Source organism: Bacteriovorax sp. HI3 (assembly GCF_059738875.1).
Genome location: NZ_AP026946.1, coordinates 864764 through 888252, shown reverse-complemented (window position 1 = coordinate 888252; position 23489 = coordinate 864764). Strand labels below are relative to the sequence as shown.

The window sequence follows — 23489 nt, the reverse complement described above, 5'->3', positions numbered from 1 at the left end:
CAATGGCGCCCACGATAGCAAAATCCATAAAAAGACCTCCGTTAAGACGTCTTTAGAATAGCGAATCGTGGATCAAGATTTCGTCAAAACCCCATGAAAGGGCGTAAAGATTTAGTAAAGAAAGGCATAAACCTAAGGAAGCGCTTCTACGTATTTCAAGAATTCTTGTTGATACTTCTTGTTTTCTACATAAAAAACATCCCCATGTCCGCGAATACTGAAAGTCCAAAAATCCTTCTTCGGGGAAGTGGTGATGCGGTTATACAACTGTTGTCCCAATTTGTAAGCGATCACAAAATCTTCGGTTGAGTGAATAGATAAAACCGGCATGGTCAAGTGAAGAAGCTTTGGATCTGCGGTATACGAATTTGTAATAATCAACGAGAGAGGCCAAAACGTTTTTTCGCGGGCCACTTCTCTAGGAGATAAAAAAGTTGAGTCCAAAACTAAAAGAGCAATCTCATCTCTGTGTTTAAAATCTTCCAGAGACTTCAGAAGAATCGCTCCCCCTAAACTTTGTCCGTAGACAATAAAACGTTTGAAGCCTCCTTTTTTGTACTGCTCGTAAGCGTAATTTAAAAAGGCCAGTCCATCTTCTGCCACACCTTTTGGTTCAGGTTTGCCTTCACTGAGCCCATAACCACGGTAATCAAAAATGATGCTGTCATAATCGTGGTCCATCATCCACACTGAGTTGGCAAAATGAGACGTCAGGTTCTGGGCATTGCCATGGAAATAAAGAATCAGGTTTTTAGGATTCTTATTTTTTGAGAACATCCTCCACGCTGAGAGCTTTGTCCCATCAATAGAAGGGATAGTAAAAGCTTCAAACTTCACTTTAAACTGTTCAGGAGTCGCGTACAAGTAATTATCCGGTTGGTAGATAATCGCACTACAGCTCGTGAGTAAAAGACACATTAAAATGATTTTAGAAATAGTGCCCATAACTCACCTCATGAATGATTGTGTTTTTTGAAAAACTTCCAAAGCGAGAAATGACCGAGCTTTCAAAACGCACGTCTTGTTGGCGGTCAAAAAAGAGTGAATGTTTAAGAGTGACTTTATTGTAATAGTCCTCAGAGATTTTTTTAGTGGCATCAAAACGAAGCTCGTCAACAAGCCCGATTTTATACTTATTTCCTAGCTGAGCATAAAAAGACACTTCGGCCGCAGGTCCTGCTCTAAAACCTTTTTTCAAATGAGAGCTCACTTCTCCAAAAGCTCCGGCCATAAAACTCGCAACCGTGTTTTTCCCTCTCAACGTCACTCCCCCATACGCATTAGCATTAACCTTATGGCAAAGAGAGCAATCTAAATCGTATAATCTTTCACTCGAGACTTTTGCTCTCCATGAAAGTTGCGGGTCATAGAAGCGGTACTCGTGAAGAGAAATAAGATCGACTAGGACTAGTTTGTCGTAATCGAGCTTTTTATTTTTTACATCGTAAACTAATGAGCCTGTTAAAAAATCAAATTGTGAAAAAGGATCAAAGCCTTGATCGCGGGCCATAAGGTCATGGTATCCTTGCTTTAATTCAAATCCCATGAGTGTCGTATGATTTTCTACGCGGGCAAAAACCGACATTTTTTGTGGGTCGTGAGAGTTCTCCGGCATGTTCGTTTGGTCGTAAACTTCTTTTACTATTTCAGCTTTAGGAAGTTTTGCTCTTTTAACCAATGCTGCTCTTTGGAGTTTGGCCAGTTTTTCACTGAGTTTATTTTTTGTTCGGTAGTGAGTGAAATCCAAATAGGCCACAACAGCATCGAGAACTTTCGGGTTATTCACATCTTCAGGCAGAATTTCATCATCAACGATTTTTTTAACCTGTGAGACTTCTGCTGGTGAGAGATTTTCCCACATTTTTGCGACTTGTTTTTTTAAACTAGCACGGTAGTGAGTTGAGGCCACTCTCCCCGGCGTTTCTTCAAAATGTTTAACCATTTCCCCTGGAAGATAATACCAGCGTGCATGAGCATTAACTTTGTCATCATCTTTGTAGGCCACAGAAAGAAGATCGGCCAAAACAGCAGAGCAGTTTTCATCGGCAAAGTAATAATCAAAATAAGTCGTCTGGTACAATTCCCACAGGTGATTAATCAAGCGGTCTCGTTCAGCAGGAGTCATGTTGAGGTTGTATTCAATCAAATCCCTCGACTCTCCATTATTGTATTCATTAACTTTCGTGTAATACTTTGTGACTTCAAAAAGCCCTTTGTATCCACCGAACATTCCTTTAAAAGCAAAGATGAGTCCCATGTCTTCCGTTTCAGGAACAGCTGAAAAAGCGACAGCGTAATCAAGAAGATCGTTGGTCTTTCCTTTTTGGTTCAGTCTTAAAAGCGTGTGCCCAAAAAGTGATGACGGGTTATTGGGGTATGAAGAAGAAAAAATTAATGTCACTGATTCAGCGTTGAGCCCGGCCTTCCATTCGTCGAACACCGGACATGCAATGTCCGGAACACCACTGAGCAGTCCTTGGGCCTTTAAGAATTCATATCTTTCACGAAACACACACTGAGCAGGATAACCAAACCAACCAACCTTCGAGTCGAGCTCGTGAAAGGCCTGAATCGTCCAATTAAGTTCCGCTTCCGGATTGGTTTTCCCATCGGGAGCAAAGAAAAACTTTTCACCATCAACTTGAGATTTGCCGTTTTTGTAATGAAGGAGTTTGAGCCAGTACTTGTGATCGAAATTTAAAGACGCTGCCGAGGCGGGCCCGGCAGCGATTAAGAAATTAGATAAGAGAGCAAGAAGCAGAAAGTGTTGCATTGTTTCTGATTTCAGCCTTTACGTTGTTGTAAAGTTCTACACCAGAAGTGTTTGCCGATGGTAGAACTGATTCATATTTTGCTTGAACCATTGAACCAAAAGCTTCTGCGTTTTGACAACCGAAAACACCAGCAAATCCAGCTACGAACTCACCGTTTCCACGAGACATTTCAACTGCTAGTTGGTTCATGTTCGCTTCAGCAAAGTGGATTCCTTTTGCGTCGTTTTTAACGATTGAGTGCTTAGCACATCCAGAAGTTCCAAGAGTCATTGCGATTGAGTTAGAGAAAGTCGCGTTAACTAGTGATCTTGTTGAAGAAGACACTAGAGATTGTTTTGGAGCTACTTCGTATCCCATACCGCATCCAGATGAAGTATCTGCTGCAAATACTGAAGAAGCTGCTACAAGTGCGAAAAGTCCGATAATAAGTTTCATTTAAGTCCTCCTTGAACTATGAAAGTTTTCATAATGAATAGGTTCAGGTATATTGGCTTAAAACTCAATAAGAAAACTACTAATGAAAGAAAAAATTATCCTCGGTATCGAGACCAGCTGTGACGACACTTCATTTGCCCTTTTGAAAGGGAATCCCGATGATCTTTCGGAGAAGCCGACACTACTGGCGCACCAGTCATTTTCCCAAGAACTAATGCTCCAAAAATGGGGAGGGGTCGTGCCAGAAATTGCTGCGCGCAACCACCTCGAGAAGATCACTCCGCTCTTAGATTCGTGTTTTAAGACTGCGGGAGTGAAAATTACAGATGTAAGTCTCATCGCCGTGACAACTCACCCGGGCCTTCTGGGGCCGCTACTAACTGGAATTAATTGTGCTAAAACTTTGGCACTGCTTCATAATCTGCCAATTGCATCGGTAAACCACTTATATGCGCACCTTGAGGCCATTCACCTCACAGAAAGTGTGCCATATCCGTACTTAGGTTTACTCGTAAGCGGTGGACATAGCCTTTACTTAAAAGTCACAAGTCCGACTTCATTTGAAATTCTGGGCAACACCATTGACGATGCGGCCGGAGAGGCCTTCGACAAAGGTGGAAAACTCTTAGGTCTTGGATACCCTGCTGGAAAAATCATCGATGACCTCGCAGTTAACGGCGATCCAAAAAAATACACCTTCCCTATTTCAATGCTCGATTCTGGAGATGCGACTCTAAGTTTCTCTGGTGTAAAAACATCGCTGAGAAATTTTATTGAAGCTAACCCAGAAGGAAGTTTCAAAATGGAAGATGTGTGTGCTTCTTATCAGTACGCCATCGTTGAAGCGCTTTCAAGAAAATTGAAAAAGGCTCAGGACATTGCTAACGCTCACGACCTGCCAATCGTTGTTGGTGGTGGTGTGGCCTGCAATTCCAGCCTGCGCACAACTTTAAAAAATAATTATAAAAACGTTCACGTGGTTGCTCCTCGCTTTTGTACAGACAACGGAGCGATGATTGCGAACTACGCGCTTAGAACTTATCACGATGCAATTTCATTCCCTGAATGCTTAGGACTGGATGCCCGCGGACAATTTGTTTCTAAAAAAGATAAACTTGAGCACCAACGCAAAGGGGACAGACTTTAATGAAAATGGAACTCCCTTTAGCTAATAAAAGCCTAGGCCAGCACTTTCTTCGCGACAGTGGTGTGATCGACAGAATCTGCTCGGATTTCAAAGGGCAAGCAGAAGCTGTTTTAGAAATTGGTCCAGGACCTGGGATTCTCACTGAGTTTCTTGCTCTCAGATCAAAGAGTGAAGGTCTTCCCTTTTTTGTAATCGAAAAAGATGACCGCTTCCCTCCTTACCTTCTGCAATTTATTAACGACAATCAAATCACCATGACAGATGCGCTCGCTGTGCACCTGAGTGCTTTTTTCAAAGAAAAAAATATCGACCAGAAAAATATCTGGCTGGTCTCTAACCTTCCCTACAACATCAGCACTCCGCTTTTAATCAACTTCCTGCAGGCGCCGGAAATTAAATACATGACTTTGATGTTTCAAAAAGAAGTGGCCGATAAGGTCTTTCCTTTTTCGACAACAAAAAATTACATGGGATCTCTTTTGGCCATCACGCAAACATACTTTGATTGCAAACTTCTGTGCAAAGTTCCTCCGGGAGCTTTTAACCCACCTCCGAAAGTTGACTCCGCTGTTTTAACGATGTCTCGTCGTGAAACGCCACTTGTTCCACTTTCAGAGTTCCATGCGCTGGAAAAATTCCTTCGCCTTCTCTTCTCGCAAAAAAGAAAACAGTTGGGTGGAATTCTAAAAGCTTCTTTCCCTCTGCCACTTATTGAATCAAGCTTTAATACGCTTGGGATTCCTTTAACAATCAGAGCAGAAGCTCTGGAGCTAAATCAAGTGATCGAACTTTATAGGATGTTAAAAAAATGAAATGGATTCTTCTACTTCAATGTTTACTTGTGACCAATGCTCACGCCTCTTATCCTGAATTATTCGGAGCGAGCTTTTCAACAAGTGGGATTGGAAACCAGGCAAACCTAAACGCTAATGATCCAAGTAACAACTACTACGCTCCATCGGTACTTGGCTTCTCTGACAAGTTCAACGTTTTGGCGCAAGCGACGTCGACAGCGACTCACTTTAAGCCAATCAACAATATCGTGGTCACTAACAGCACCAATTCAACGAGCGGGACAACTTACGGAAGTGCGAAAACGGATTACCAAAAATTTTACGGAAGCGCTCTTCACGTGGCCCTACCTGTTGGTGGAAAAATTCACCTGGGAACTCTTGGTCTTTCAGTTTTCATGCCGATTGGTCACCTGACACAAACAAACTCTGGGGATGCTTTTCTTCCTGAGTACGTTATGTTCCATTCGCGCTACCAAAGAACGTCAACTTATTTAAACTTTGCCCGCAAGTGGAGCGATGACTTCGCCTGGTCACTGGGAGCGATGTTAGGCTTTCAAGCGACTGCTGAAGTTAAAACGAATATGAGTTTAAATGGGGCCAACTACGGTTCATGGGCCAAAGGTCAGGCAAAGGTCTCTCCTTCAATTGCGGCCATTGCTTCTGTGACAAAAATGTTTGATACCACTTCGGTGTATTTCACTTATCAGCAAGAAATGAAGTCGAACTTAAAGACGACAGTCTTTGGGGAAATCACGAACCCGAACCTGGCGCTGATCAACTCAACACTGACGTCGATGATTTACTACGATCCACACACTTTCCGTTTAGGTTCAACTTACATTGTGGGCGATGCCGAGCTTTACGCTGGTCTTGAGTATCAGATGTGGTCAAACTACAAAACACCGATCATGAAAGTTGAAAAAACATCAGGTGCCGTTGTTCCAAGTAATAACTACGAAAAGATCACCACTCGCGACACGATCAACCCTCGCCTTGGGATCAAATACAACTGGACTGACCGCTGGAGCACTTTACTTGGGGCCCAGTACCGCATGACACCGCTTAAAGGAGATTTCTCACAAGCGGGTAACTCAATTGATGTCGACACAGTTGTGGGAACAGGTGGGATTCAATACCGTATGGTCATTTGGTCAAAAGATGTTCACTTAGGAACAAGTCTCCAGTATCATCATTTACTAGAAAAGCACGTCACAAAAGCTGACGGGCAAGAAAATGGAACGGCCGGGCAAAAGCTGGGAGCTCCAGGCTACGACATTGGCGGCTATATTTTAGCTGCGACATTTGGAGTGAAATTTAATTTCTAATGAAGATAATTGGAACAAATAAACGTGCAGGCTTTGACTACTCTTTAAAGGAATTCTTTGAAGCAGGGATCGTTTTACAAGGAACGGAAGTTAAAGTTCTACGCGAAGGCAAAGTTAACCTGGGCGAAGCCTACGTCGTCATTGATGGCGAAGGTGAAGTGTGGGCCTATAACGTTCTTATTCCTCAATACGCCTTTGGAAACATTCACAACCACCAGGAAGCAAGGGTTAAGAAACTTCTCTTAAACCGACTGGAAATCAACCGCATTTACCACACGATGAAAACTCAGCAGATGAGTTTAGTTGTCACTAAAATTTATTTTAAAGACTCAAAGGTAAAACTAGAATTTGCGCTGGCAAAAGGTAAAAAACTTCACGACAAACGCGAAAGCGATAAAGAAAAAGATGTGAAGAGAAAACTTCAGCGTGGAAGTTACGACGAATAAATCAGGCCTTCTTCTTTTTAGCTGACCCCGACGACTTTCCACCGAAGGCCATGGCGATCATAAGACCCACAATCAATCCCCCCATCGTATAGCGCATCACGTACCAGAAAGATTCATCCAGGAACCCCTGGCTGAAAAAACCTGAGACTGCCCCCACAAAATACCCTTTAGTCAGGACATTCCACCAGTCTAACTGCCCAATTAATGGATAAGAAGGCCTAAAATATAAACCTAAGGCCGTCGCTGCTACTGTGAGAAGGAGAATAATGATTATTTTCTTCATGAGTCAATTATCACTTATTTTAAAATTTATTCACTAAAAAACTATTCATTGAGTTCTAAAATTTCTAAACTTTTTGGCATGAAATTAAGTCTCTTTCTTCTACTCATCGCTTTTTGTTTGAGCTCCGCTCATGCCGACATCGTGTCTTTTAAGGCACCCGAAGTTAACGGCAAAATCCGCGTTTCAAAAAACCTGGTCCTCACAGACTGGCAAGCGGTCATGAGCTGTCACTTTGATGTAAAAGGAGTGAGAAAAGAATCGATTCGTTACCCGCAGACCATCCTGAAAAAAATAGCGACCGATGAGTATTCACTCTTTGTTAAAAAAGGCTCACTTTCAGAAATGCTTCCGGGCTGGAGACTTTTAACCTGTGCTTATAAAATCATTTTAATCGGAAAAAACACTGAGCTAGACAGAAGCATTATGGGAGAGCTTTATCTCCTGGGGCAAGAGAGCGGTGAAATGGATTCCAACGATTTAAAAGATATTCAAAACAAAGAATTTGTCGCGAAAGTGATTGCGGATAAAACCCGCGAGATCAGTCTAACCATCTCTTCTGAAGGTGGAATTGAATCTAACTAGAAAACAACAAAAGATCCTGGCGATCACTCTTTGCTTTTTAAGTGACCTCACACTTATGGCATGGCTATATTTTATGGCCACGAACTATAATAACTATGGAACGATCGCGGCCAAGAGTATCGACTCTCCCGATTTCCAAATCCAGCTCTATAAAATCCTGCTGCAAAGCCTGACATTTTTTCTGCTGGTTTTTATTCTCGCTCAAACGATTGTGTACGCTCTGGCGATTAAAAACTTCAAGGCGGCCTTTTTATATTTGAAGTTTTTTTCAGTCGCTGGATTTGCCGCCTTCTTTTTTGTCACTGTCATGCATTCAGGCTTTGGCCTTCTGCCAATGATCATCTACGTTTTTGGCTATTACGTTTTCTCTAAACTCTTTAAAGAATCATCGGCAGTAGGGCAAAAGTAGCTCCGATCGCCCAGACGACAATCGAAAAAATTGTAATTCGTTTTGACCACTGGCGGGCACTGGTACACGCACGCGCTTCATTAGGATCAATCGGGCAAGGAAGAAACCTCGCCCTGTATTGCATGTAAGAGCTAATCGCCAGCATGATAAATGATGATGAAAAAACCAGGAGCTTATTTTCCGAAAGCCAGATGAGTCCCGGAAAGGCCGAAACCAATCCCACCATCGTCGCTCCCAATCCAATCGAGACCAGTAATGCTGGAAGTGCACAGCACACCAGTGTACTCATCGAAGTGAATAAACTGAAAAAAGAAATCCAGATATTTTTTTGTAAATCACTATTTGGTTTCAATTTTTTCTACTCCATATCCGGCGTCCGTTAAAAGTTTTTCAATACGGGCATTGTCCAGTTTCTGGTTATCAGCAAGCTCTAAACTCACTAAGTGTTTTCCCAAATCCACGTTGACGTTTTTTACGCCTTCTTCTTTAAATTTTTTCGTGATCCCCTGCGAGCAGAATGAGCAAACCATTCCTTTTACCGTGATATCAATTTTATCCCCGGCAAAAACGCTTCCTGACATAAGTAATGTAGCTAGTAATAATGTTTTCATGAAAATCTCCTGCCTAAAAGTGCACCATAAAGTTAAATTGTGAGTCCCCTTTCATCGTCGATCCAAACTCCAAAAGGATGTTGTGATAGAAGAGCCTGATAAAAGGAGTGAGTTTATATTCATCTGTCATTTTGTTGGATTTATCGGCCTGTAAAATAAACCAGGCGTTCATTTCGTTAAACTCGGCCAGGTAAGGAGCAAACCCCGCTCTGACTTTCGTTTGATAGATATTGCGTTTTGAATCTTTATGAGACAAAAGAACGTCCTCTCTAAAAGAGACGTAGTATTTTCTCGACTCCCAGTCTGCTTCCAGGGCCGCTCCAGTTGTATTCTTAAAAGAAGAGTTCACTTTCTCTCCCCCATGCCCAAGAGAAAGATAGATGTTGGCCTGCGAGTCCAGCTCATTCCATCTTTTAAGCAGGTAATTCACCTGAGGCATATAGAATGTTCTTTCTCCATCGCGGGTATCCATTCGCAAGTAGCGGGCCGCCAGTGAAAACTTGGAAGTATAACTATGAGTCAACATCCAGTCGCTCATCTCCTTACTATTCCAAGTCATAATTGATGTGGACCCGGCGTAGGCCACAGGGTGAGCATGGGCCTTTTCCCCCATGAAAATTGATAAAAATAGACCGGTAACTGTTAAAAATTTGGTGAACACGTCCGCCCCTTGCTATGATAAAGCCAGTATTACCCCCTATACGTCACATCCTGAGGGTTTGTGACGTATGCGTTTACGAGAGAGGAAAACGCTGGCCAATTTAAAAGCGCTTTCGGCGGAGGAGCTCATGCTCATCTACCAGACACATTCACCTACTGAAGCTTACGAAGCTTTCAGCGAGCTTTATTCTCGCTACAGTGGTCGTGTGTTTAGTTTTCTCGTGAAAAAAACCAGGAATCAGGCAGAAAGTGAGGATTTATTGCAAAAGGTGTTTCTTAAGATTCACGAAAGCAAGCACCTCTACAAAGATAAGTTTAAATTTGAGCAATGGCTTTTTGTCATCGCCAGAACCCAGGCACTGGATCACTTTAGAAGTGCCAAGAGATATAAGGACCGTCTGGATAAATTTTCTCCTGAGACTCAGGAAGAAAGCATGGTGGATACCAGTGCACTCGCCTCTCTCGAGGCCGATCAAGAGGAACTCCTGGCCATGAAATTTATCGATGATCTCTCTTATGAAGAAATCTCACAAGTGTTGGGTAAAAGTGAAGTCTCTCTAAGAAAAACTGTCAGCCGACTTATGGCAAAGATGAGGAAAGGTGAAGCCCTATGAATCAAATTCCACCATCAGTGAATGAAAAAATTCTAACGAGTGTGCACGCAAAGCTGCACCCAAAAGTTAGTCATCTTCTGGGAAAAGTTTTTCTCGCTCACATTCTTTCTTCTGTAATCACGCTTTCAGTTTGCCCACAGTTTGGTTTTAAGATTTTTAAGCTTCCTATCAATCTTATGCATACGTTTATGGTTTTTGGGATGCCTGTGTGCAATTTCCTTTGTGGACTCTTCTTTACAGCCACATCAATGCTCATCGCGAGCATCGTCCTTAACCGCGACGAAGTCAGGGCCTTAAGACACAGAGAAGTTCTTGCAGCTTCTGTTTTAATCTTAAGCTCAATTGGATTCTTCGGGATTATGAACCCTAACCTCTTTATCGAGTTTTCTCTTCTATGGCTTTTAGGAGCTGTGTTGGGAGTGATTTTAACGGTAGAGATCAGCTCTAGAGTTCTTGCCCGCGCTTAGATTCCAAAATCCGGAATAATGAATTTTGTTTCCTCTGGCATCGTCCAGTCTGGAAGCTCTCTGTTTTTCTTTTGAAGCACGTTTTGTCCCGCCAGGGCCAAAAGGAAAGAGTCAAAAGCGCGTGGGTTTTTAACCAGGATCTCCAGGTCGTGATTGTAGATAAAGATATCCAGTTTGCTTTCAATCTTTTTAATCGTCTCAAGGCGAGTTTCATACCCCAGGTCGATATCAGATAAAAGCTCAACGTCTTTTTTAAGGATGATTTTAGACCTAAGAAGCTCGACGATAATAATGTGAGCATTGGCCTCAAAAAGCTCCAATTCCTTCGGGAAATGGCGCTTGATATAGTTAAAACGGAAAAGAACCATGAGCGAAACATTTCCGAAAGAATCAAAGGATGTATTGAACATCTCTAAGATCTGGTCGTAGTAGTATTTCCAAACCCAAAAATCCAGAGTCCTGTTCCAGTATGGAAGGAAACCTTTTTTCAGGCGTCTTTTAAATGAGCGCGATAAAAGGTGATGAGCTGTCTCTTTTGAAAAGATGTCGCGGTTGTAGACGATTTCGTCGGCCTTATTTCTTTCCTGCTCGTATTTCTTTGGGTTTTCGTTGATGAGCTTTTGGTCTTCATCAAGAAGATTTTTGATTTTTTCCTGAACGACATTAATCTTTTTTTCAGCATCGCTCGCACATTCAATCGCTGGTTTTGAAAGCGGGAAATCAACTACGAGTTGTTTGACATCATAGTTATTAATCCAGGCATGAATAGCGTCGTCATTATGATTCACCTCTTCATCTTTAACCGGAAGAAGTGATTTTAGAAACCATCGTTTGCTGTCTGGGTAGTATTCAAGGAGGCAGAAGTAGAAATTATCATTTCTACCACCCTTCATACTTAAGCTTCCGATGTTGTTTGTGTCCATTAAAGTGGGCCTTCTACATTAAACGTCAGTCTCTTCATTTGAAATTTTCCAAGAAGCTGATCGATGTACTCGCGGTCTCCTGGCTTGTGAGTGATCAGGAAACATCCGCCTCCACCTGCTCCGCAAATTTTCATTCCAAAATGCGCTGACTGGTCTTTTAAAACCATGTGCAGTTGATTCATATTCGGAGTCAGGATTCCCGGAAATAATTTTCTTCTTTCTTCTCCTTCAGCTGCAATTAAAGGAATCAGATCGTTGTATCTCTTTTCTTTAATCGCGTTATAAGCTTCATGAGAAAGACGGGCGATTTCCCCCAGACCATGTCTTACGTTTTGGTCTTTATTAAAAAATGCCTTATAAACTTCCCAGTTATTGATTCCTGAATTTCTCGTCTCACCTGAGTAAACAAGTGTGATGTGATTTTCTAAAACTTCTTTTAACTCTTTTGAGTAAAGCTGCTCAACATGAACCGCTCCCGGTCGTGGAACTAATCCTAGCACTCCCCCGAATAAAGCAGGGTAATAATCCTGATATCCGGCCGGGCAATCGATGATCAGGGCCTCTAGTGCATTGATCTTTTGAATTGCTTCGATTCTGTTGTATTCAATTCCCAGGTATTTTGAAATAGCTGCGTAACAAGTTACACCCATCGCCGATGAGCCACCAAGCCCTGCTCCCGGAGGAGAACCAGACTCAAGCTCCATGCGGACGTTTTTTGTTAAAGCGAATAAGTTCAAGATATGAGCAATGAACGTTAAGTTTCCAAAGAAATTCTTTTGTAAATTCTCTGCTGTGAAATCAGCGCGGTTAAACTTATCAGTGGTCTTATAATCTTTTGAAACGATTTCCACCCCATCAAAATCGATGTGAGTGATTTTTACTTTTGCTTTAAGCGATGTTGCCAGGTTTAACGTCACTACGTTTGGCAAAATAAGATTGATAGGGATAAGATCCAGAGTCCCCCCTAACAAATCTACGCGAACAGATCCTTCTACCAGTACTTCCTTACTCACCATAAACTCCAATGTATGGAAGTTCACGGTAGCGCCCATCAAAATCCAAACCATATCCAATAACAAATTTATCTTCGATATCAAAACCTAAGTAATCAATCGGCACATCTACTTTCAGACGTGCTTTTTTTCTTAGGAGCGAACAAAGCTTTAAGCTCTTCACGTTTTTTAATTTCATGTGTTTTAAAAGAAAGCTGATGGTCAATCCCGTATCGACGATGTCTTCAACGACGATCACGTTTTTTCCTTCCAGCGACTGCTTCACGTCCATGCGGAAGGCCACTTCCCCCGAGCTGTTCGTCCCTTCGTATGAACTCAGGGAAACAAACTCGATATGCACTGGAGTTTTAATGTGACGGACTAAATCTGCACAAAAAATAAAAGAGCCGTTTAAAACTCCGACCACAACCACATCCTGACCTTGAAAGTCACGATTGATCATGCCAGCGAGTTCTTTCACGCGCGTCTGAATTTGTTCTTCGGAAATAAAGACACCAATAGGAGCAGGCTTTGTCATCCTAATACCCTGTGCGAGGAGGATTGATATTGCCTACTAGTGTACTATAAATTTTGTGTTTTGGAACGAGACTCGTTTAAATTCACGAAGAATGCTAACTGGTCCTGGTCTTCACCGAAGAAATCGGCGTGAGCACGGCAGCGTGCCTCATACAGATCAGTTTCTCCAACGAGAACCTGGTTAGTATTTTTTGGATCTTTTCTAAATGTTTTTGAAGCAGGTGCTCCGCACACTGTACAGATGGCCTGAATCTTAGTGACATTGTCAGCGATCGCCAGAAGATTTGCCATTGGACCAAAGGACTTGCCCATATAATCCTGGTCAAGGCCTGCCATAATGACACGAATCCCACGGCGAGCAAGTTTCTCAACTACAATCGAGATGCTCTCATCAAAGAATTGAACTTCATCAATCCCTACAACTCTCGTTGAATCGTAAACTTTTTGTAGAATTTCAATAGAAGAGTTCACTGGAGTCGCTTCAATTGAAAGCGATGAGTGCGATACGACTTCTGTGTCGTGGTAGCGGTTATCAATTGCTGGCTTGAAAATTTGGACTTTTTGGCGAGCGATCTGTGCTCTTTTCACTCGGCGAATAAGCTCTTCTGTTTTACCTGAAAACATAGGTCCGCAAACGACCTCAATACTTCCAGAACTACCTGGCATCCCTGCAAATAGAGTCATAGATCTCTCCCCAAAATGTCTCAAAAATATCGTAACAATTGTGTGTGTGTTTGCTCATCTTGGCAGATGAAAGGCCCGTTTTCAATCGGGTTTAGGCCTTCAAATTCTAACATCAATAAAATTTAAGTTGTTAGATCAGGGATATCAGAAACGTGAAGTAAGACGCGACGAGTATAGTCGTTAAAAACATCAAAAAAAGTGGAGTCAGGAGCACTAAAAAAGCTTGCACTCGAGTAAATCCCAGTTTAGCGCGAAGGCCGCTAAAAAGATAAAGACCCATCGTCAGGACGCTTAAGACATTTCCAAAAATCGGAATAATTAAAAAAATATTGGCCGTAAAAATAGAATTCAGGAGCTCTTCGATCTCGGCATCAATTGAGCGCTCCCCATCGTATTCAAAAATCTGAGCATAAAATCTTAAAACGTAGGCCCAGAACTTAAAACCAAATTGAAAAATGAACGGATAGAAGATCACTTCAAATAACGTCATCATCAAAGAGATCTTTTGGAAAGTCACATTGATGGACTCAAAAAGCAAATGAGAAAAATCAGCTGAATTAGAAAGGTACTCGTAACTTCTGATCCCTAAATAAAGGGCGAAGATCGAGTAAAAAGCGTAGATCATATGCAGGGACCATGAAATCCCCATCACCTCAAAATACGAAATCCTCTCTCCTTCCACCGATCTTTGCGTTGGTTTCAGGAAAGTCTGGAAATATAAATTGAGAGAGTGAATCATTTTTTAGGGCCTGCAAAATAGTCTTCGTATCTTATACTAAAAGGAAGTTTCTCGCCGACCAGATGGTGAACCATCACTTTATTATCCAGGTCGACAATGATTGCTTCATTCTCTTCCAGAATAACACTCAAATGCCTATTATCAAAATGAACTCTCATGATATTTTTCTTGAGTAAATCAGTTGGGCTTATATCTAAATCATTGACGTGATTGCCTTCCATTTTAAAGAATTCAATCAGGCGTTTAAATTCCAAAGCTCGAATCGATGCTTCAGTGTATTTCGTGTTGGTCGGAAGAACTTTAAAAAGTTCCTTGTCCTCTACTTTTACCGTTTCAGTTTTTCCATCGTAAAAAGAAACATTCAGAGTGTAACTCTTTTCTTTTGGAGCAATCACTTTGTGCCAGAAGTCCTGAACGTTCACGAAAAAGTACTGAGCATCTTCAGGCTTTAATTGATAAACGATGTTGTCGAGACTGGTCTTTAAAAAGTAGCCGTTATCTTCGCCATACTTCTTATAAACAGTCAGTGTGTATTTGCGTTTTTCTCTATCGACGACTTCAAACTGTGAAAGAACCTCATCCAAAAGTGCTGGGTTGGCAGGGTAATAAATGCTTTTTCCTTCTAACTTTGAAAGAAACTGGTGAAAAGAGACCCAGTTTTCATCGAAGTATTCAATCCCTTTTGGTGGAGCTGGATTAGTGGTCGAGTCTTTAAAAGAAATGGAATAGGCCTTATTTCTAAACGTTGCAATCCTGATAGTCTCAAAATTGATCTTGTCTTCCGGATAACTAAAATCCTTAAACACTCTAGTGTCATAGAAATATTTATTGGTCAGGAAAAAAACAACCTGAAGCCTTTTAAATTTAACGTCTGATCTTCTGTATTGGTCATCACTTTCATAGACGCCCGGATCAGGGGACTCATCGCTAACGATTACAATCTGCGACTTATTATCGCGCACGACCTGCATATAAAATGTTTGGTCGTAATCCAGTTTTTTCCCCAGGATAAAAGTCATTTGCCCTTTATCAAAGTGAAACGTCATCTTCATTGAAGGATCAGGGATGTAAAAGCTCTCCCCGACTTTGGCGACTTCTGCTTGATTGAGAAAAGTTTTAACTTTAAGGCCACCCAGGATAGTGAAAAACTCGTTGAGTCTTTCTTCTCTAAGTCTCATATTGTTTTCTTTGTCGTAGAAAAAGCCTCCACGGCGCTCGAAATTGAGTTTGATCCCCTGAATGCTGGTGATTTCTCCCAGCCCTTCAGAGTTTAGAAGCGCATTCTTTTTGGCCTCTGTGGCCTCTTTAATTTTATTGCTTCTTTCTTCAAAGATATAAGTTCCGGCCAGAGCTATCACTAACAAGATAAAGAGGGCCAGGTTCTTATGTTTTAAAATTTTTTCTTTCATCATTTTTCCTATTTATCGCGCTTTCTTCTGTACATAAAAATCGCCAGGCCAAAGAGAACCAACGGAGAGAAAAGCACTGAAAAATAAAAAATTATCCCCATCTGAGGAGCTGAAATAAAAATCGGCTCACTCTGAACAATAGGAAGGTTAAACGAAATTAAACGGTCTTCGCCTACAACCCACGACAGCGAGTTTAAGAAGAAGGCATAGTTGCTGCCAAATTTTGAATAGGCATTGTAAACAAACGAAGAGTTTCCGAAAGCTGCAATTCTGTTCGTATCACTTTCAAACGTCAGCGCCAGGCTTAGTGGCCCTGGACGGTCTTCGCCTTGAGTGTACTGCATATTCTGAGCGGCCAGTTCTTTTAAGCTCGTCTCTCCCCATGAATCGGGAAAAGGAGTTGAAGCGGCAAGCGATTTCACAGTCCCCTTCATCCCCGGCACAACTTGATCTGGAATAGGATCAAGTGAAGCGGCCAATGGGAAGAAGATTTGGCCTTTAAAGTTTTTCGTGATCTCACTGTCGTGATCAAAATGATCGACTAGCGGAATAGAGCCATTAGAGCCGTTAACAAAACTCTTTCTATCCATCACCAGATCGTTTCTCACGATCATCTTGTATTCTCTTAATAAGGCCCTTAGATCCTGGTGGACGTCTCCATTTAATTCCGGATCAATGGCCACCATGAGGTTTCCTTTTCTCTGAAGAAACTCTCTAAGAACATTAATTTCTGAGGCGTGAAGTGCAGTTTTTGGACCCCAAAGAACAATTGCTTTTGCATCAAAAGGGATCACTTGAGTCGTCAGAAGGTTGAGTGGTCGAATATCCATTGCCGAGTTTTTTGCCGACTCGAAAATAAATTTCATTCCTTCATTTTCTTGAGAGTTGATATCGCCTTCACCGTGTCCCTGAACAAAATAAACCACCGGGTCCTGGTTTCTGGAAATTTTAATCAACCCATTTGTGATATTGAGTTCATCTCTTTCTGTCACTTTCTGGCGTTTGCCATTGTATTCAATAACTAAAGTGGCAGCATCGCTGATCTGGTAGTCGCCTACTAAGTCCGGGCGGACATCAATATCAATCTTCTCAATATTGATTGAAGGTTTTTCAGCACGGTAAAACTCTAAAAGCGCCATCCACGGAAGTGACTCCTGCTTTCTGGCAAACATTTTAAAGGTGATCGGCTCCTTCATTTCCTTAAGGATATTTTTGGTCTGGTCTGTCAGTGAGTTTAACTTGATAACTGACCAGTCAAACTGCGACGGGTGCTTATAGGCCCAGTAGTTCCCTACTCCAAAGAGAGAAAATAATAGTGCAAAGAAAACGAGAGTTTCCTGAAGTTTTCTGAAGTGATTGCTTTGGTAATAGACTGAAAGACTTGCGCGGTTTAAATAAACTGAAACACACGTCAAGGCCATCGCCACTGCCGTCACGGCGATATTCAGGGTCAACTCCTCCGGGATAGAAATCCACAGAGCAATAACCACAAGGTAAAGAACACTGATAATAATTGCTAAGAGAATGTTGTACCATTTTTTCATTTTTATCCCCTTACCACTTTCTCGACTGAAGAGACTTCAGGGTTAATAAAAAGAAAAAAGCATAAAAAGACAAGAAGTACACGACACTGTATGAGCGCAGAAGACCTCTGGTGAATCCTTCATAGTGAAAAGGAATCGTGAGATACTGAACCATCAGGGCCAAAAGATAATTGTTAGTTGCATTGACGGAAATTACCAGAAGCATTGATCCTAAAAGAATACAAAACGTCAGAAGACTTGCCACGATCTGATTGTCAGTTAGGCTTGAGCAAAAAAGCCCTACAGCAGTGTAGGCCATGATCGAGAGAACAATTCCCAGGTAAGAACTCCACACCACTCCCCAGTCGCTATAACCAGAGAAAGAAAGAATTAATGGGAAAAGCAGAGTCAGCGACAGCATAAAAAGAACCATCGCCACGTTAGAAATAAACTTTCCTAAGATGATCTGCATTTCTGTCAGTTCTGATCTTAAAAGCAAATCCAGCGTGTGCTGCTTTTTTTCTTCAGCAAACGAGCGCATCGTGATGAGCGGGCACAGGAAAATAAAAATAAAATTAATATTCCCAAAGATTGGAGTGATCACTCCCATGGTCATCGTCGTTGTTGTCATCTGCTTTGACTGGACCAGGTAGTTAAAAAACAACCACCCCATCATCAAGGAAAACAATCCCGCGAGAACATAAATTAAGGGAGAAGAAAAAGCGTCCTTTAGCTCTTTTTTGGCCAGGACCATAATTTTTTTACAATAGATCATTCGTGAATCCGTTTGAAAAGATCTTCAAGCTCGCCGCGCTCTTCTGCAAATTCCAAAAGCCCAATCTCTGGGGCCACTAGAAAACGAGAAAGTTCAGAGCGGATATCGGCCTTGCCTTTTGTTACAATTTTTAACAAAGTATTTTTTTGTTCTTCATCAAAAGTCACTTCCACGTGTTCAACCGCAAAAGCGCTTTGTAGTTTTTTCTTTTGTTCTTCCGAGAAAGAAAGAACGCGCGCCTTAATGCTCATGTTCGTTTTAAGGCTGTTTAAAATCGTCTCAATTGATCCGGAGACCACAATCTCTCCGCGGTTAATCAGCGTGATTTCCGAGCACAGAAGCTCTACTTCATGCAGTTGGTGAGACGAAAATAAAATAGTGTGTTCGTTTTTTAATTCCAGGATTAAAGACCTGATGTCTTGAATAGCTACAGGGTCAAGACCAACAGTCGGTTCATCGAGAATGATAATTTCCGGTGAGTGAATAATCGCCTGAGCAATCCCCACTCTCTGTTGATAACCTTTTGAGAGATTGCCAATGAGTCTGTCCTTCACATCTGTTAAACCAGTCTTCTGCATAACTTCATCAACGCGTGCTTCGTTAATGACAGGAGCATAGATGGCGAAGACAAATTTTAAATAGTCTTCCACACTCATGTTGGGATAAACCGGAGGATGTTCCGGTAAAAAACCAACTTTCCCATTCACTTTAAATGAACCACTTGATTCTGGAATAAGCCCACTTAAGATCTTCATCGTCGTGGATTTCCCAGCACCATTAGGCCCTAAAAAGCCATGGATACTTCCTTTTTTCACAGCAAAAGACACATTATCTAAAGCCATGCGTCCAGGATAGTTCTTACATAATTTCTGAATTTCTATCGCTAATTCCATAGGACCACATAGTGTTAATGAATAAATGTCGCTAAAAAGCGCCTTAATGTGGAAAATCGTAACAAAAAGTACAGCATTTGAAAAAAATTTAGTGTAAATTATTAATGCTATGAACATTATCGAAAGATTTCATCACTACACAAAAAACGCCGAGAACATCGTCATCTCTACTCACATCATTCCTGATGCTGATGGTATTGGAAGTGAGATTGCTCTTTGCCTTGCAATGCGCTCTTTAGGCAAAAATGCTATTTGTGTAAACGAGGAACCATTACTTGAACGCTACAAGTACCTCGATCCGGAAGATGTGGTCATTTCACGCGAAGATTACCTGGCATTCTACCCTGAAGCCGAAGTTGATCTCTTCATCGTCACCGATACAAACTCTTTAGAGAGAATTGGTGAAGGAATGAAGGCCATCGCTAAAAAAGCTCCTTCCCTTCTTTTTATCGATCACCACCCATGCCCGAAAGAAGTCATGGCCGAAAACTGCATCGATACAAGTAAAGCGGCAACGGGAGAGCTTGCCGGAGAACTGATTCAGTCTCTTGGTGTTCCACTAAATAGAGAAATGGCCCTTCCTTTATACACGGCCATCTTGATTGATACTTCAAGTTTCCGCTACCCAACAGTCACTGGAAACACTCACCGCCTGATCGGAAGTTTAATGGACACAGGAGTTCGCCCTCCTCACGCCTACAACATGATCTACGGGACAAAGAAAATCTCTTATATGAAACTTCTAGGGAAAGTCCTGGCGAGCGCTCATACGACAAAAGATGAGAAAGTGGCCTGGCTGACTTTGACGGAAGAACTCCTTAACAAGTTCAACGTTGACTCTGAAGACACACTTGCTTTCATCAACCACCTGTTGGTTCTGGACAATATCAAAGTTGCTATCATGTTCAGAGAAATGGGACCGGATATCAAAGTTTCACTTCGCTCAATTGGAACTGTGGATGTTGGGGTTATGGCCCGCGCTCTTGGAGGCGGAGGTCACGATCACTCGGCAGCTGCCATGATCAATGGGTCACTTGATGTGGTCATTAAGCAGACAGTTGATAAACTTCATGAAATGTTATTGATTGCTGAGAGTAAAGACAGCTCAAAATCTCACTAGTCGATAATAACTGGCGGATCAATTGGACCGGTATAAGATTTCCAGCATTTGATTCTTGCAGCATTATAATCATATTCGCTAAAAGTTAAACCTACTGAATCCGATGAATTTTCAATTTGCTTAACGACCTGAGTGGGAAGATGAGTGATTTTTAATTTATTCATTTTCGTTGCATCTGAATAAACATACTCAAAAGCATACTCTCTTAGCGCAAAAGAGAATGAGTCTCCGACATTTTCAAATTTTTTGAGAAACATCTGACTAGCATCAAGGCGAAGAGTGACTTCACAATCTGTTTGAGCAAAGGCCTGAAATGAAAAAGCACTTAGAAATACCGCCAATAAAACAGTCTTCATATTATTTCCTGAATTTATAAAATACTAACGGCAAAGAAGTTCAATCGATTGAATCTGCCCACTACCAGGTGCTGGCATTAGTTCAAGTGTAGCTGTGTTGGATTCTTTTTTGTATGTCAAAACAGTTGTCTCTACTGTTTCAAAGTTGATTGCTGTACAAACATCACCTTCGGTCTCCAGACATTCCAGTGATACACCATTTACATTTAAAATTCCCGATTCAAGAGAAGCTGTTACTTCTTCATTTGAACAAATTAATGTGTCAGCTAGAACAACGTTTGAGCCTAGGATTAAAAAAGATAATAAAATAGCTTTCACAGGACACCTCTTAAAAAAAATGGATGCCCTATCCTACTATAAATCTGGAAAATGCTGGGAAATCTTGTAAATTTTACAGGTTTACTGCTGGCCGAGAATCTTCTCGAGAGCTTCTCTTTCCTTAGGGTTGAAATTAAAAGCACCTTTTGAAAGCACCGTTTTTAATTTCTCCTGAGTGTTGGTGTCCTTAGGGTCATTAAGGGCAATATCACTTTTGATCGTTAGGCTTTTAGTATTAGGAGAATTGTCTTCGTCAATGTCCGGCTTCTCTACTTTTACCTCATCGACCACTGATGGCTTGATCAATTCAGGTTTAACACTGTCATTAAGAAAGCCTTCACCTAATTTTTTCGAGTTGCTTTTGAGCGCCATATTTTTAGCTGTGTCCGATGTTTCCACATGGGCCGCCAATTTTTCTTTTATCTCGCTCGCGCTGATATTTTTTCTTTCCGGTGGAGCTGGCTTTTTGCGAGAGATACCCTTGCCTTCTCTCGAAGAAGCTTTCTCAGCTTTTGCCGGTGATGAGGATGAAACTGTCGATTCATTTCGGAAGATTTTCATGGTATAGTCCTTACTCTCTCTAGTAAGATTATAACAAACATTCCCTTAAATTTTTACCGGGCAAAACATGACCGACTTAAAAACTCTAGTACGACTTAAAGATGCGATTCTCTTTGATATGGACGGGACACTCGTCAATACGGAGCCTCTGCATGCCAAGGCAGCCGTCATCGTTTTAGCGGAAATGGGAGTCAAAGTTGACCTCATGGCCTGTATCGATCAGTTTTATGGAATGACCGATCATGTGGTGTTAAAGACTGTTTGCCCACAGCTTAGTGACAAAGAAATTGACCGTGCAATTGAACAGAAGAATTATCACTTGATCAATCTCTTTAAACAATTAAAAGACCATGAAAAAGATCAGTACATCACACCTGGACTTCTTCCATTCTTAAATCATTTGAAACAAGAAAATAAAATGTGTGCGGTTGTCAGTGCCAGTGAAGACATCATTGTTCATGAAACGATGAAATGTTTTGGATTAGACCACTTTATGAAAATCCAGATGGGACGCAATCAAACCGTTTTAACAAAACCACATCCTGATCCATACATCGAAGCGATGAAGAGATTAAACACGAACCATGAACGCTCGATTATCTTTGAAGACTCTCCTACCGGCATCAAAGCAGGAAACGCCTCAGGTGCTCAAGTGATTCGTGTCACGGCCTTTGCTCACCATGGCGGGGCCCAGACAATCGAAGGTGAATACATCGAACTGGTGAACTTTCACACCGACTATTAAATACTCCTCGCATTAAGTCCTTGAGAAGTCAAAATGACAGGGTAATTCCTTTGACAACAAAGGATGCCTGATAGACTCTTTTGCCTTCAAAAATTCAGGAGACTTTTATAATGAAAGCATTAGTGTTTTTACTCGCTCTTCTTCTATCTGTTGCCCATGCAGAAACGAAGCTTTCTTACTCAGGCGATGCTTACGTTCGCGGTTACTTTAAAAATTCTACAGGTAACAACGGAACTCAAGCCTTCAATCAATTTTTTAGACTAAATGTTGTCGCAAAACCAGATGACAACCTGTCGGTAAAAATTGGAGCCGTTCTCGCTAGCGATAGCTGGGAAGGTGACAACCATAAAGGTATCTACTCTTCGACAACTCAAAACACAGGGACTGCTGTTGGTGGAACAAATGATGATGGATTCGGAAACGACAACGTCACTCGCCTAGACCACGCAGTTATTGAATACTCAAAAAACAACTGGATCACATCTGTTGGTCGCCACGTTGTAACGACACCAGGAAGCTTCGTTACTTCTGATGACAGAAGAGACAGAATTCAGGTGATTAAAATCCGCGACAACTACGACGCTGTAGCTTTTGCTTACGATAAAAGAGCTGAAGGTGCACTTAACAACGCTAAAGACGATGTTGATATGTACTCGCTTAACTACTACGGTGCTTTCTCTGGAATGAAGTATGCTCTTCAAACTGGTTACTGGACGGCGAGAAAATACAATGCGGCGACATCTGGGTTCAATGGCGTGAATCTAGATAACGTAAAACAATTCTCTCCTCAACTTGAAGGCTCTGCTCTTGGAATTGATTTCAATTTCTACTACACACTTCTATGGGGCGGGTCTGCTTACTATAAAGACGAACACCACGCTGCTGCTTTAAAACTTGCGCACGACTTTGAAATCTTCAAAGTTGAGTTCCAGTCTATGGCCACACTTGATGGTGGTTTAATTGCAGGTGGATTTGATTCACTTTCAAGTGTTGTTAACAACTCTCCAGATCACAACCAGTCTTCTATTAAGTTAAGAACAGTTGGTTTTGGATTAGGTAACAAACAATCTGACGATCAATTACACATGCTCCGTTTCTCAAAAATCTTCTCTCAAGAATTAAGTGCAACTGTTGGTGGTGGTTACGGAGTCTTCTACAACACTACATCAAAGAAAGATGAAAAGAACACTCTTGTAGATGCTACAGCTCGCTACAGTTTCTCTCAGTATCTTTCACTAAGTGCTGCTTACGGACGCTTTTTTGGCGATTACGAACAACACGCTGGAAGCCTTACTCTAAAGGCCGTGCTCTAGTCCTAACTCTTGACTATTCCTAGGCCCTTTTCAACAAACACACAAATACTGGGC

30 protein-coding genes are annotated in these 23489 nt (G+C 41.6%); 11 read left to right on the top strand and 19 right to left on the bottom strand.

Going from position 1 to position 23489, the window contains the following annotated elements:
* Window positions 1–132 precede the first annotated feature (132 nt).
* From AC6JA8_RS04295 to AC6JA8_RS04285, 3 genes are read right to left on the bottom strand one after another with little or no spacing between them, the layout of a single operon-like run.
* Window positions 133–945 (bottom strand): alpha/beta hydrolase, encoded by an 813-nt coding sequence (locus tag AC6JA8_RS04295; RefSeq protein ID WP_497975915.1) that lies wholly within the window; start codon window positions 943–945, stop codon window positions 133–135.
* Window positions 929–2773, bottom strand: coding sequence for an Lnb N-terminal periplasmic domain-containing protein (locus AC6JA8_RS04290; protein ID WP_497975914.1), 1845 nt, complete (start codon window positions 2771–2773; stop codon window positions 929–931). Before AC6JA8_RS04290 ends, AC6JA8_RS04295 begins: the two co-directional genes overlap by 17 nt.
* The gene (locus tag AC6JA8_RS04285) at window positions 2739–3209 is read right to left on the bottom strand and encodes a DUF3015 family protein (protein WP_102242583.1); all 471 of its coding nucleotides are present in this window, start codon (window positions 3207–3209) and stop codon (window positions 2739–2741) included. The genes AC6JA8_RS04290 and AC6JA8_RS04285 overlap by 35 nt, the downstream gene beginning before the upstream one ends.
* An 82-nt stretch (window positions 3210–3291) precedes the next feature.
* On the opposite strand from AC6JA8_RS04285, the gene tsaD reads away from it, so the two are divergent.
* Genes tsaD through smpB form a run of 4 tightly spaced genes read left to right on the top strand, consistent with a single transcriptional unit; the run spans window position 3292 to window position 6921 of the window.
* A complete protein-coding gene (tsaD, locus tag AC6JA8_RS04280; RefSeq protein WP_497975913.1) occupies window positions 3292–4356 on the top strand; it encodes a tRNA (adenosine(37)-N6)-threonylcarbamoyltransferase complex transferase subunit TsaD in 1065 nt (354 codons plus the stop codon).
* Entirely contained in the window at window positions 4356–5168 is an 813-nt protein-coding gene (gene rsmA, locus AC6JA8_RS04275) for a 16S rRNA (adenine(1518)-N(6)/adenine(1519)-N(6))-dimethyltransferase RsmA (RefSeq protein WP_497975912.1), read from the top strand. Before tsaD ends, rsmA begins: the two co-directional genes overlap by 1 nt.
* A complete protein-coding gene (locus AC6JA8_RS04270; protein WP_497975911.1) occupies window positions 5165–6475 on the top strand; it encodes an OmpP1/FadL family transporter in 1311 nt (436 codons plus the stop codon). The genes rsmA and AC6JA8_RS04270 overlap by 4 nt, the downstream gene beginning before the upstream one ends.
* Window positions 6475–6921: an SsrA-binding protein SmpB gene (smpB, locus tag AC6JA8_RS04265; RefSeq protein WP_102242579.1), complete on the top strand. Its 447-nt coding sequence runs from the start codon at window positions 6475–6477 to the stop codon at window positions 6919–6921. The genes AC6JA8_RS04270 and smpB overlap by 1 nt, the downstream gene beginning before the upstream one ends.
* 1 nt (window position 6922) lies before the next feature.
* Here the strand turns inward: smpB and AC6JA8_RS04260 are convergent, their stop codons facing one another.
* Window positions 6923–7204 (bottom strand): hypothetical protein, encoded by a 282-nt coding sequence (locus AC6JA8_RS04260; protein WP_497975910.1) that lies wholly within the window; start codon window positions 7202–7204, stop codon window positions 6923–6925.
* A 78-nt stretch (window positions 7205–7282) separates the two neighbouring features.
* On the opposite strand from AC6JA8_RS04260, the gene AC6JA8_RS04255 reads away from it, so the two are divergent.
* Both AC6JA8_RS04255 and AC6JA8_RS04250 read left to right on the top strand, forming a co-directional pair.
* Window positions 7283–7786, top strand: coding sequence for a hypothetical protein (locus AC6JA8_RS04255; RefSeq protein ID WP_497975909.1), 504 nt, complete (start codon window positions 7283–7285; stop codon window positions 7784–7786).
* Window positions 7773–8195, top strand: coding sequence for a hypothetical protein (locus AC6JA8_RS04250; protein ID WP_497975908.1), 423 nt, complete (start codon window positions 7773–7775; stop codon window positions 8193–8195). Before AC6JA8_RS04255 ends, AC6JA8_RS04250 begins: the two co-directional genes overlap by 14 nt.
* Here the strand turns inward: AC6JA8_RS04250 and AC6JA8_RS04245 are convergent.
* The 3 genes from AC6JA8_RS04245 to AC6JA8_RS04235 are packed head-to-tail and all read right to left on the bottom strand — an operon-like array spanning window position 8164 to window position 9467.
* Window positions 8164–8547 (bottom strand): hypothetical protein, encoded by a 384-nt coding sequence (locus tag AC6JA8_RS04245; RefSeq protein WP_497975907.1) that lies wholly within the window; start codon window positions 8545–8547, stop codon window positions 8164–8166. The two genes, AC6JA8_RS04250 and AC6JA8_RS04245, sit on opposite strands and share 32 nt — an antisense overlap.
* Window positions 8534–8806, bottom strand: coding sequence for a heavy-metal-associated domain-containing protein (locus AC6JA8_RS04240; RefSeq protein ID WP_491634195.1), 273 nt, complete (start codon window positions 8804–8806; stop codon window positions 8534–8536). Before AC6JA8_RS04240 ends, AC6JA8_RS04245 begins: the two co-directional genes overlap by 14 nt.
* A 13-nt stretch (window positions 8807–8819) precedes the next feature.
* On the bottom strand, window positions 8820–9467 hold the full coding sequence (locus AC6JA8_RS04235; RefSeq protein ID WP_102242574.1) for a hypothetical protein: 648 nt from the start codon (window positions 9465–9467) through the stop codon (window positions 8820–8822).
* Between the two features lie 67 nt (window positions 9468–9534).
* Between AC6JA8_RS04235 and AC6JA8_RS04230 the strand changes: the two genes are divergently transcribed.
* Entirely contained in the window at window positions 9535–10080 is a 546-nt protein-coding gene (locus tag AC6JA8_RS04230) for an RNA polymerase sigma factor (protein ID WP_497975906.1), read from the top strand.
* Window positions 10077–10547: a hypothetical protein gene (locus AC6JA8_RS04225; RefSeq protein ID WP_497975905.1), complete on the top strand. Its 471-nt coding sequence runs from the start codon at window positions 10077–10079 to the stop codon at window positions 10545–10547. The genes AC6JA8_RS04230 and AC6JA8_RS04225 overlap by 4 nt, the downstream gene beginning before the upstream one ends.
* On the opposite strand, the gene AC6JA8_RS04220 is transcribed toward AC6JA8_RS04225, so the two are convergent.
* From AC6JA8_RS04220 to AC6JA8_RS04180, 9 genes are all read right to left on the bottom strand, one after another.
* Window positions 10544–11470: a hypothetical protein gene (locus tag AC6JA8_RS04220; RefSeq protein WP_497975904.1), complete on the bottom strand. Its 927-nt coding sequence runs from the start codon at window positions 11468–11470 to the stop codon at window positions 10544–10546. The two genes, AC6JA8_RS04225 and AC6JA8_RS04220, sit on opposite strands and share 4 nt — an antisense overlap.
* Window positions 11470–12483, bottom strand: coding sequence for a GHMP family kinase ATP-binding protein (locus AC6JA8_RS04215; protein WP_497975903.1), 1014 nt, complete (start codon window positions 12481–12483; stop codon window positions 11470–11472). Before AC6JA8_RS04215 ends, AC6JA8_RS04220 begins: the two co-directional genes overlap by 1 nt.
* Complete coding sequence (gene hpt, locus AC6JA8_RS04210) at window positions 12476–13000, bottom strand: hypoxanthine phosphoribosyltransferase (protein WP_497975902.1); 525 nt, start codon at window positions 12998–13000, stop codon at window positions 12476–12478. Before hpt ends, AC6JA8_RS04215 begins: the two co-directional genes overlap by 8 nt.
* 44 nt (window positions 13001–13044) lie before the next feature.
* The gene (locus tag AC6JA8_RS04205) at window positions 13045–13683 is read right to left on the bottom strand and encodes a thymidine kinase (protein WP_102242568.1); all 639 of its coding nucleotides are present in this window, start codon (window positions 13681–13683) and stop codon (window positions 13045–13047) included.
* 130 nt (window positions 13684–13813) lie between these two features.
* The gene (locus tag AC6JA8_RS04200; RefSeq protein WP_497975901.1) at window positions 13814–14422 is read right to left on the bottom strand and encodes a hypothetical protein; all 609 of its coding nucleotides are present in this window, start codon (window positions 14420–14422) and stop codon (window positions 13814–13816) included.
* Complete coding sequence (locus tag AC6JA8_RS04195) at window positions 14419–15831, bottom strand: hypothetical protein (RefSeq protein WP_497975900.1); 1413 nt, start codon at window positions 15829–15831, stop codon at window positions 14419–14421. Before AC6JA8_RS04195 ends, AC6JA8_RS04200 begins: the two co-directional genes overlap by 4 nt.
* An 8-nt stretch (window positions 15832–15839) precedes the next feature.
* Complete coding sequence (locus AC6JA8_RS04190; RefSeq protein ID WP_497975899.1) at window positions 15840–17375, bottom strand: GldG family protein; 1536 nt, start codon at window positions 17373–17375, stop codon at window positions 15840–15842.
* A 10-nt stretch (window positions 17376–17385) separates the two neighbouring features.
* Window positions 17386–18129, bottom strand: a complete 744-nt coding sequence (locus tag AC6JA8_RS04185; protein ID WP_497975898.1) for an ABC transporter permease subunit — start codon at window positions 18127–18129, stop codon at window positions 17386–17388.
* Window positions 18126–18971, bottom strand: coding sequence for an ABC transporter ATP-binding protein (locus tag AC6JA8_RS04180; protein WP_497975897.1), 846 nt, complete (start codon window positions 18969–18971; stop codon window positions 18126–18128). Before AC6JA8_RS04180 ends, AC6JA8_RS04185 begins: the two co-directional genes overlap by 4 nt.
* Window positions 18972–19131: 160 nt before the next feature.
* Between AC6JA8_RS04180 and AC6JA8_RS04175 the strand changes: the two genes are divergently transcribed.
* The gene (locus AC6JA8_RS04175; protein ID WP_497975896.1) at window positions 19132–20142 is read left to right on the top strand and encodes a DHH family phosphoesterase; all 1011 of its coding nucleotides are present in this window, start codon (window positions 19132–19134) and stop codon (window positions 20140–20142) included.
* Here the strand turns inward: AC6JA8_RS04175 and AC6JA8_RS04170 are convergent.
* The 3 genes from AC6JA8_RS04170 to AC6JA8_RS04160 all read right to left on the bottom strand — a co-directional run bounded on the left by AC6JA8_RS04170 (window position 20139) and on the right by AC6JA8_RS04160 (window position 21377).
* Complete coding sequence (locus AC6JA8_RS04170; RefSeq protein ID WP_497975895.1) at window positions 20139–20498, bottom strand: hypothetical protein; 360 nt, start codon at window positions 20496–20498, stop codon at window positions 20139–20141. The two genes, AC6JA8_RS04175 and AC6JA8_RS04170, sit on opposite strands and share 4 nt — an antisense overlap.
* Before the next feature lie 24 nt (window positions 20499–20522).
* Window positions 20523–20816, bottom strand: a complete 294-nt coding sequence (locus AC6JA8_RS04165; RefSeq protein ID WP_497975894.1) for a hypothetical protein — start codon at window positions 20814–20816, stop codon at window positions 20523–20525.
* Between the two features lie 81 nt (window positions 20817–20897).
* On the bottom strand, window positions 20898–21377 hold the full coding sequence (locus AC6JA8_RS04160; RefSeq protein ID WP_497975893.1) for a hypothetical protein: 480 nt from the start codon (window positions 21375–21377) through the stop codon (window positions 20898–20900).
* 67 nt (window positions 21378–21444) lie between these two features.
* On the opposite strand from AC6JA8_RS04160, the gene AC6JA8_RS04155 reads away from it, so the two are divergent.
* A complete protein-coding gene (locus tag AC6JA8_RS04155) occupies window positions 21445–22122 on the top strand; it encodes an HAD family hydrolase (protein WP_497975892.1) in 678 nt (225 codons plus the stop codon).
* A gap of 110 nt (window positions 22123–22232) precedes the next feature.
* Complete coding sequence (locus tag AC6JA8_RS04150; protein WP_497975891.1) at window positions 22233–23435, top strand: hypothetical protein; 1203 nt, start codon at window positions 22233–22235, stop codon at window positions 23433–23435.
* Window positions 23436–23489 lie beyond the last annotated feature (54 nt).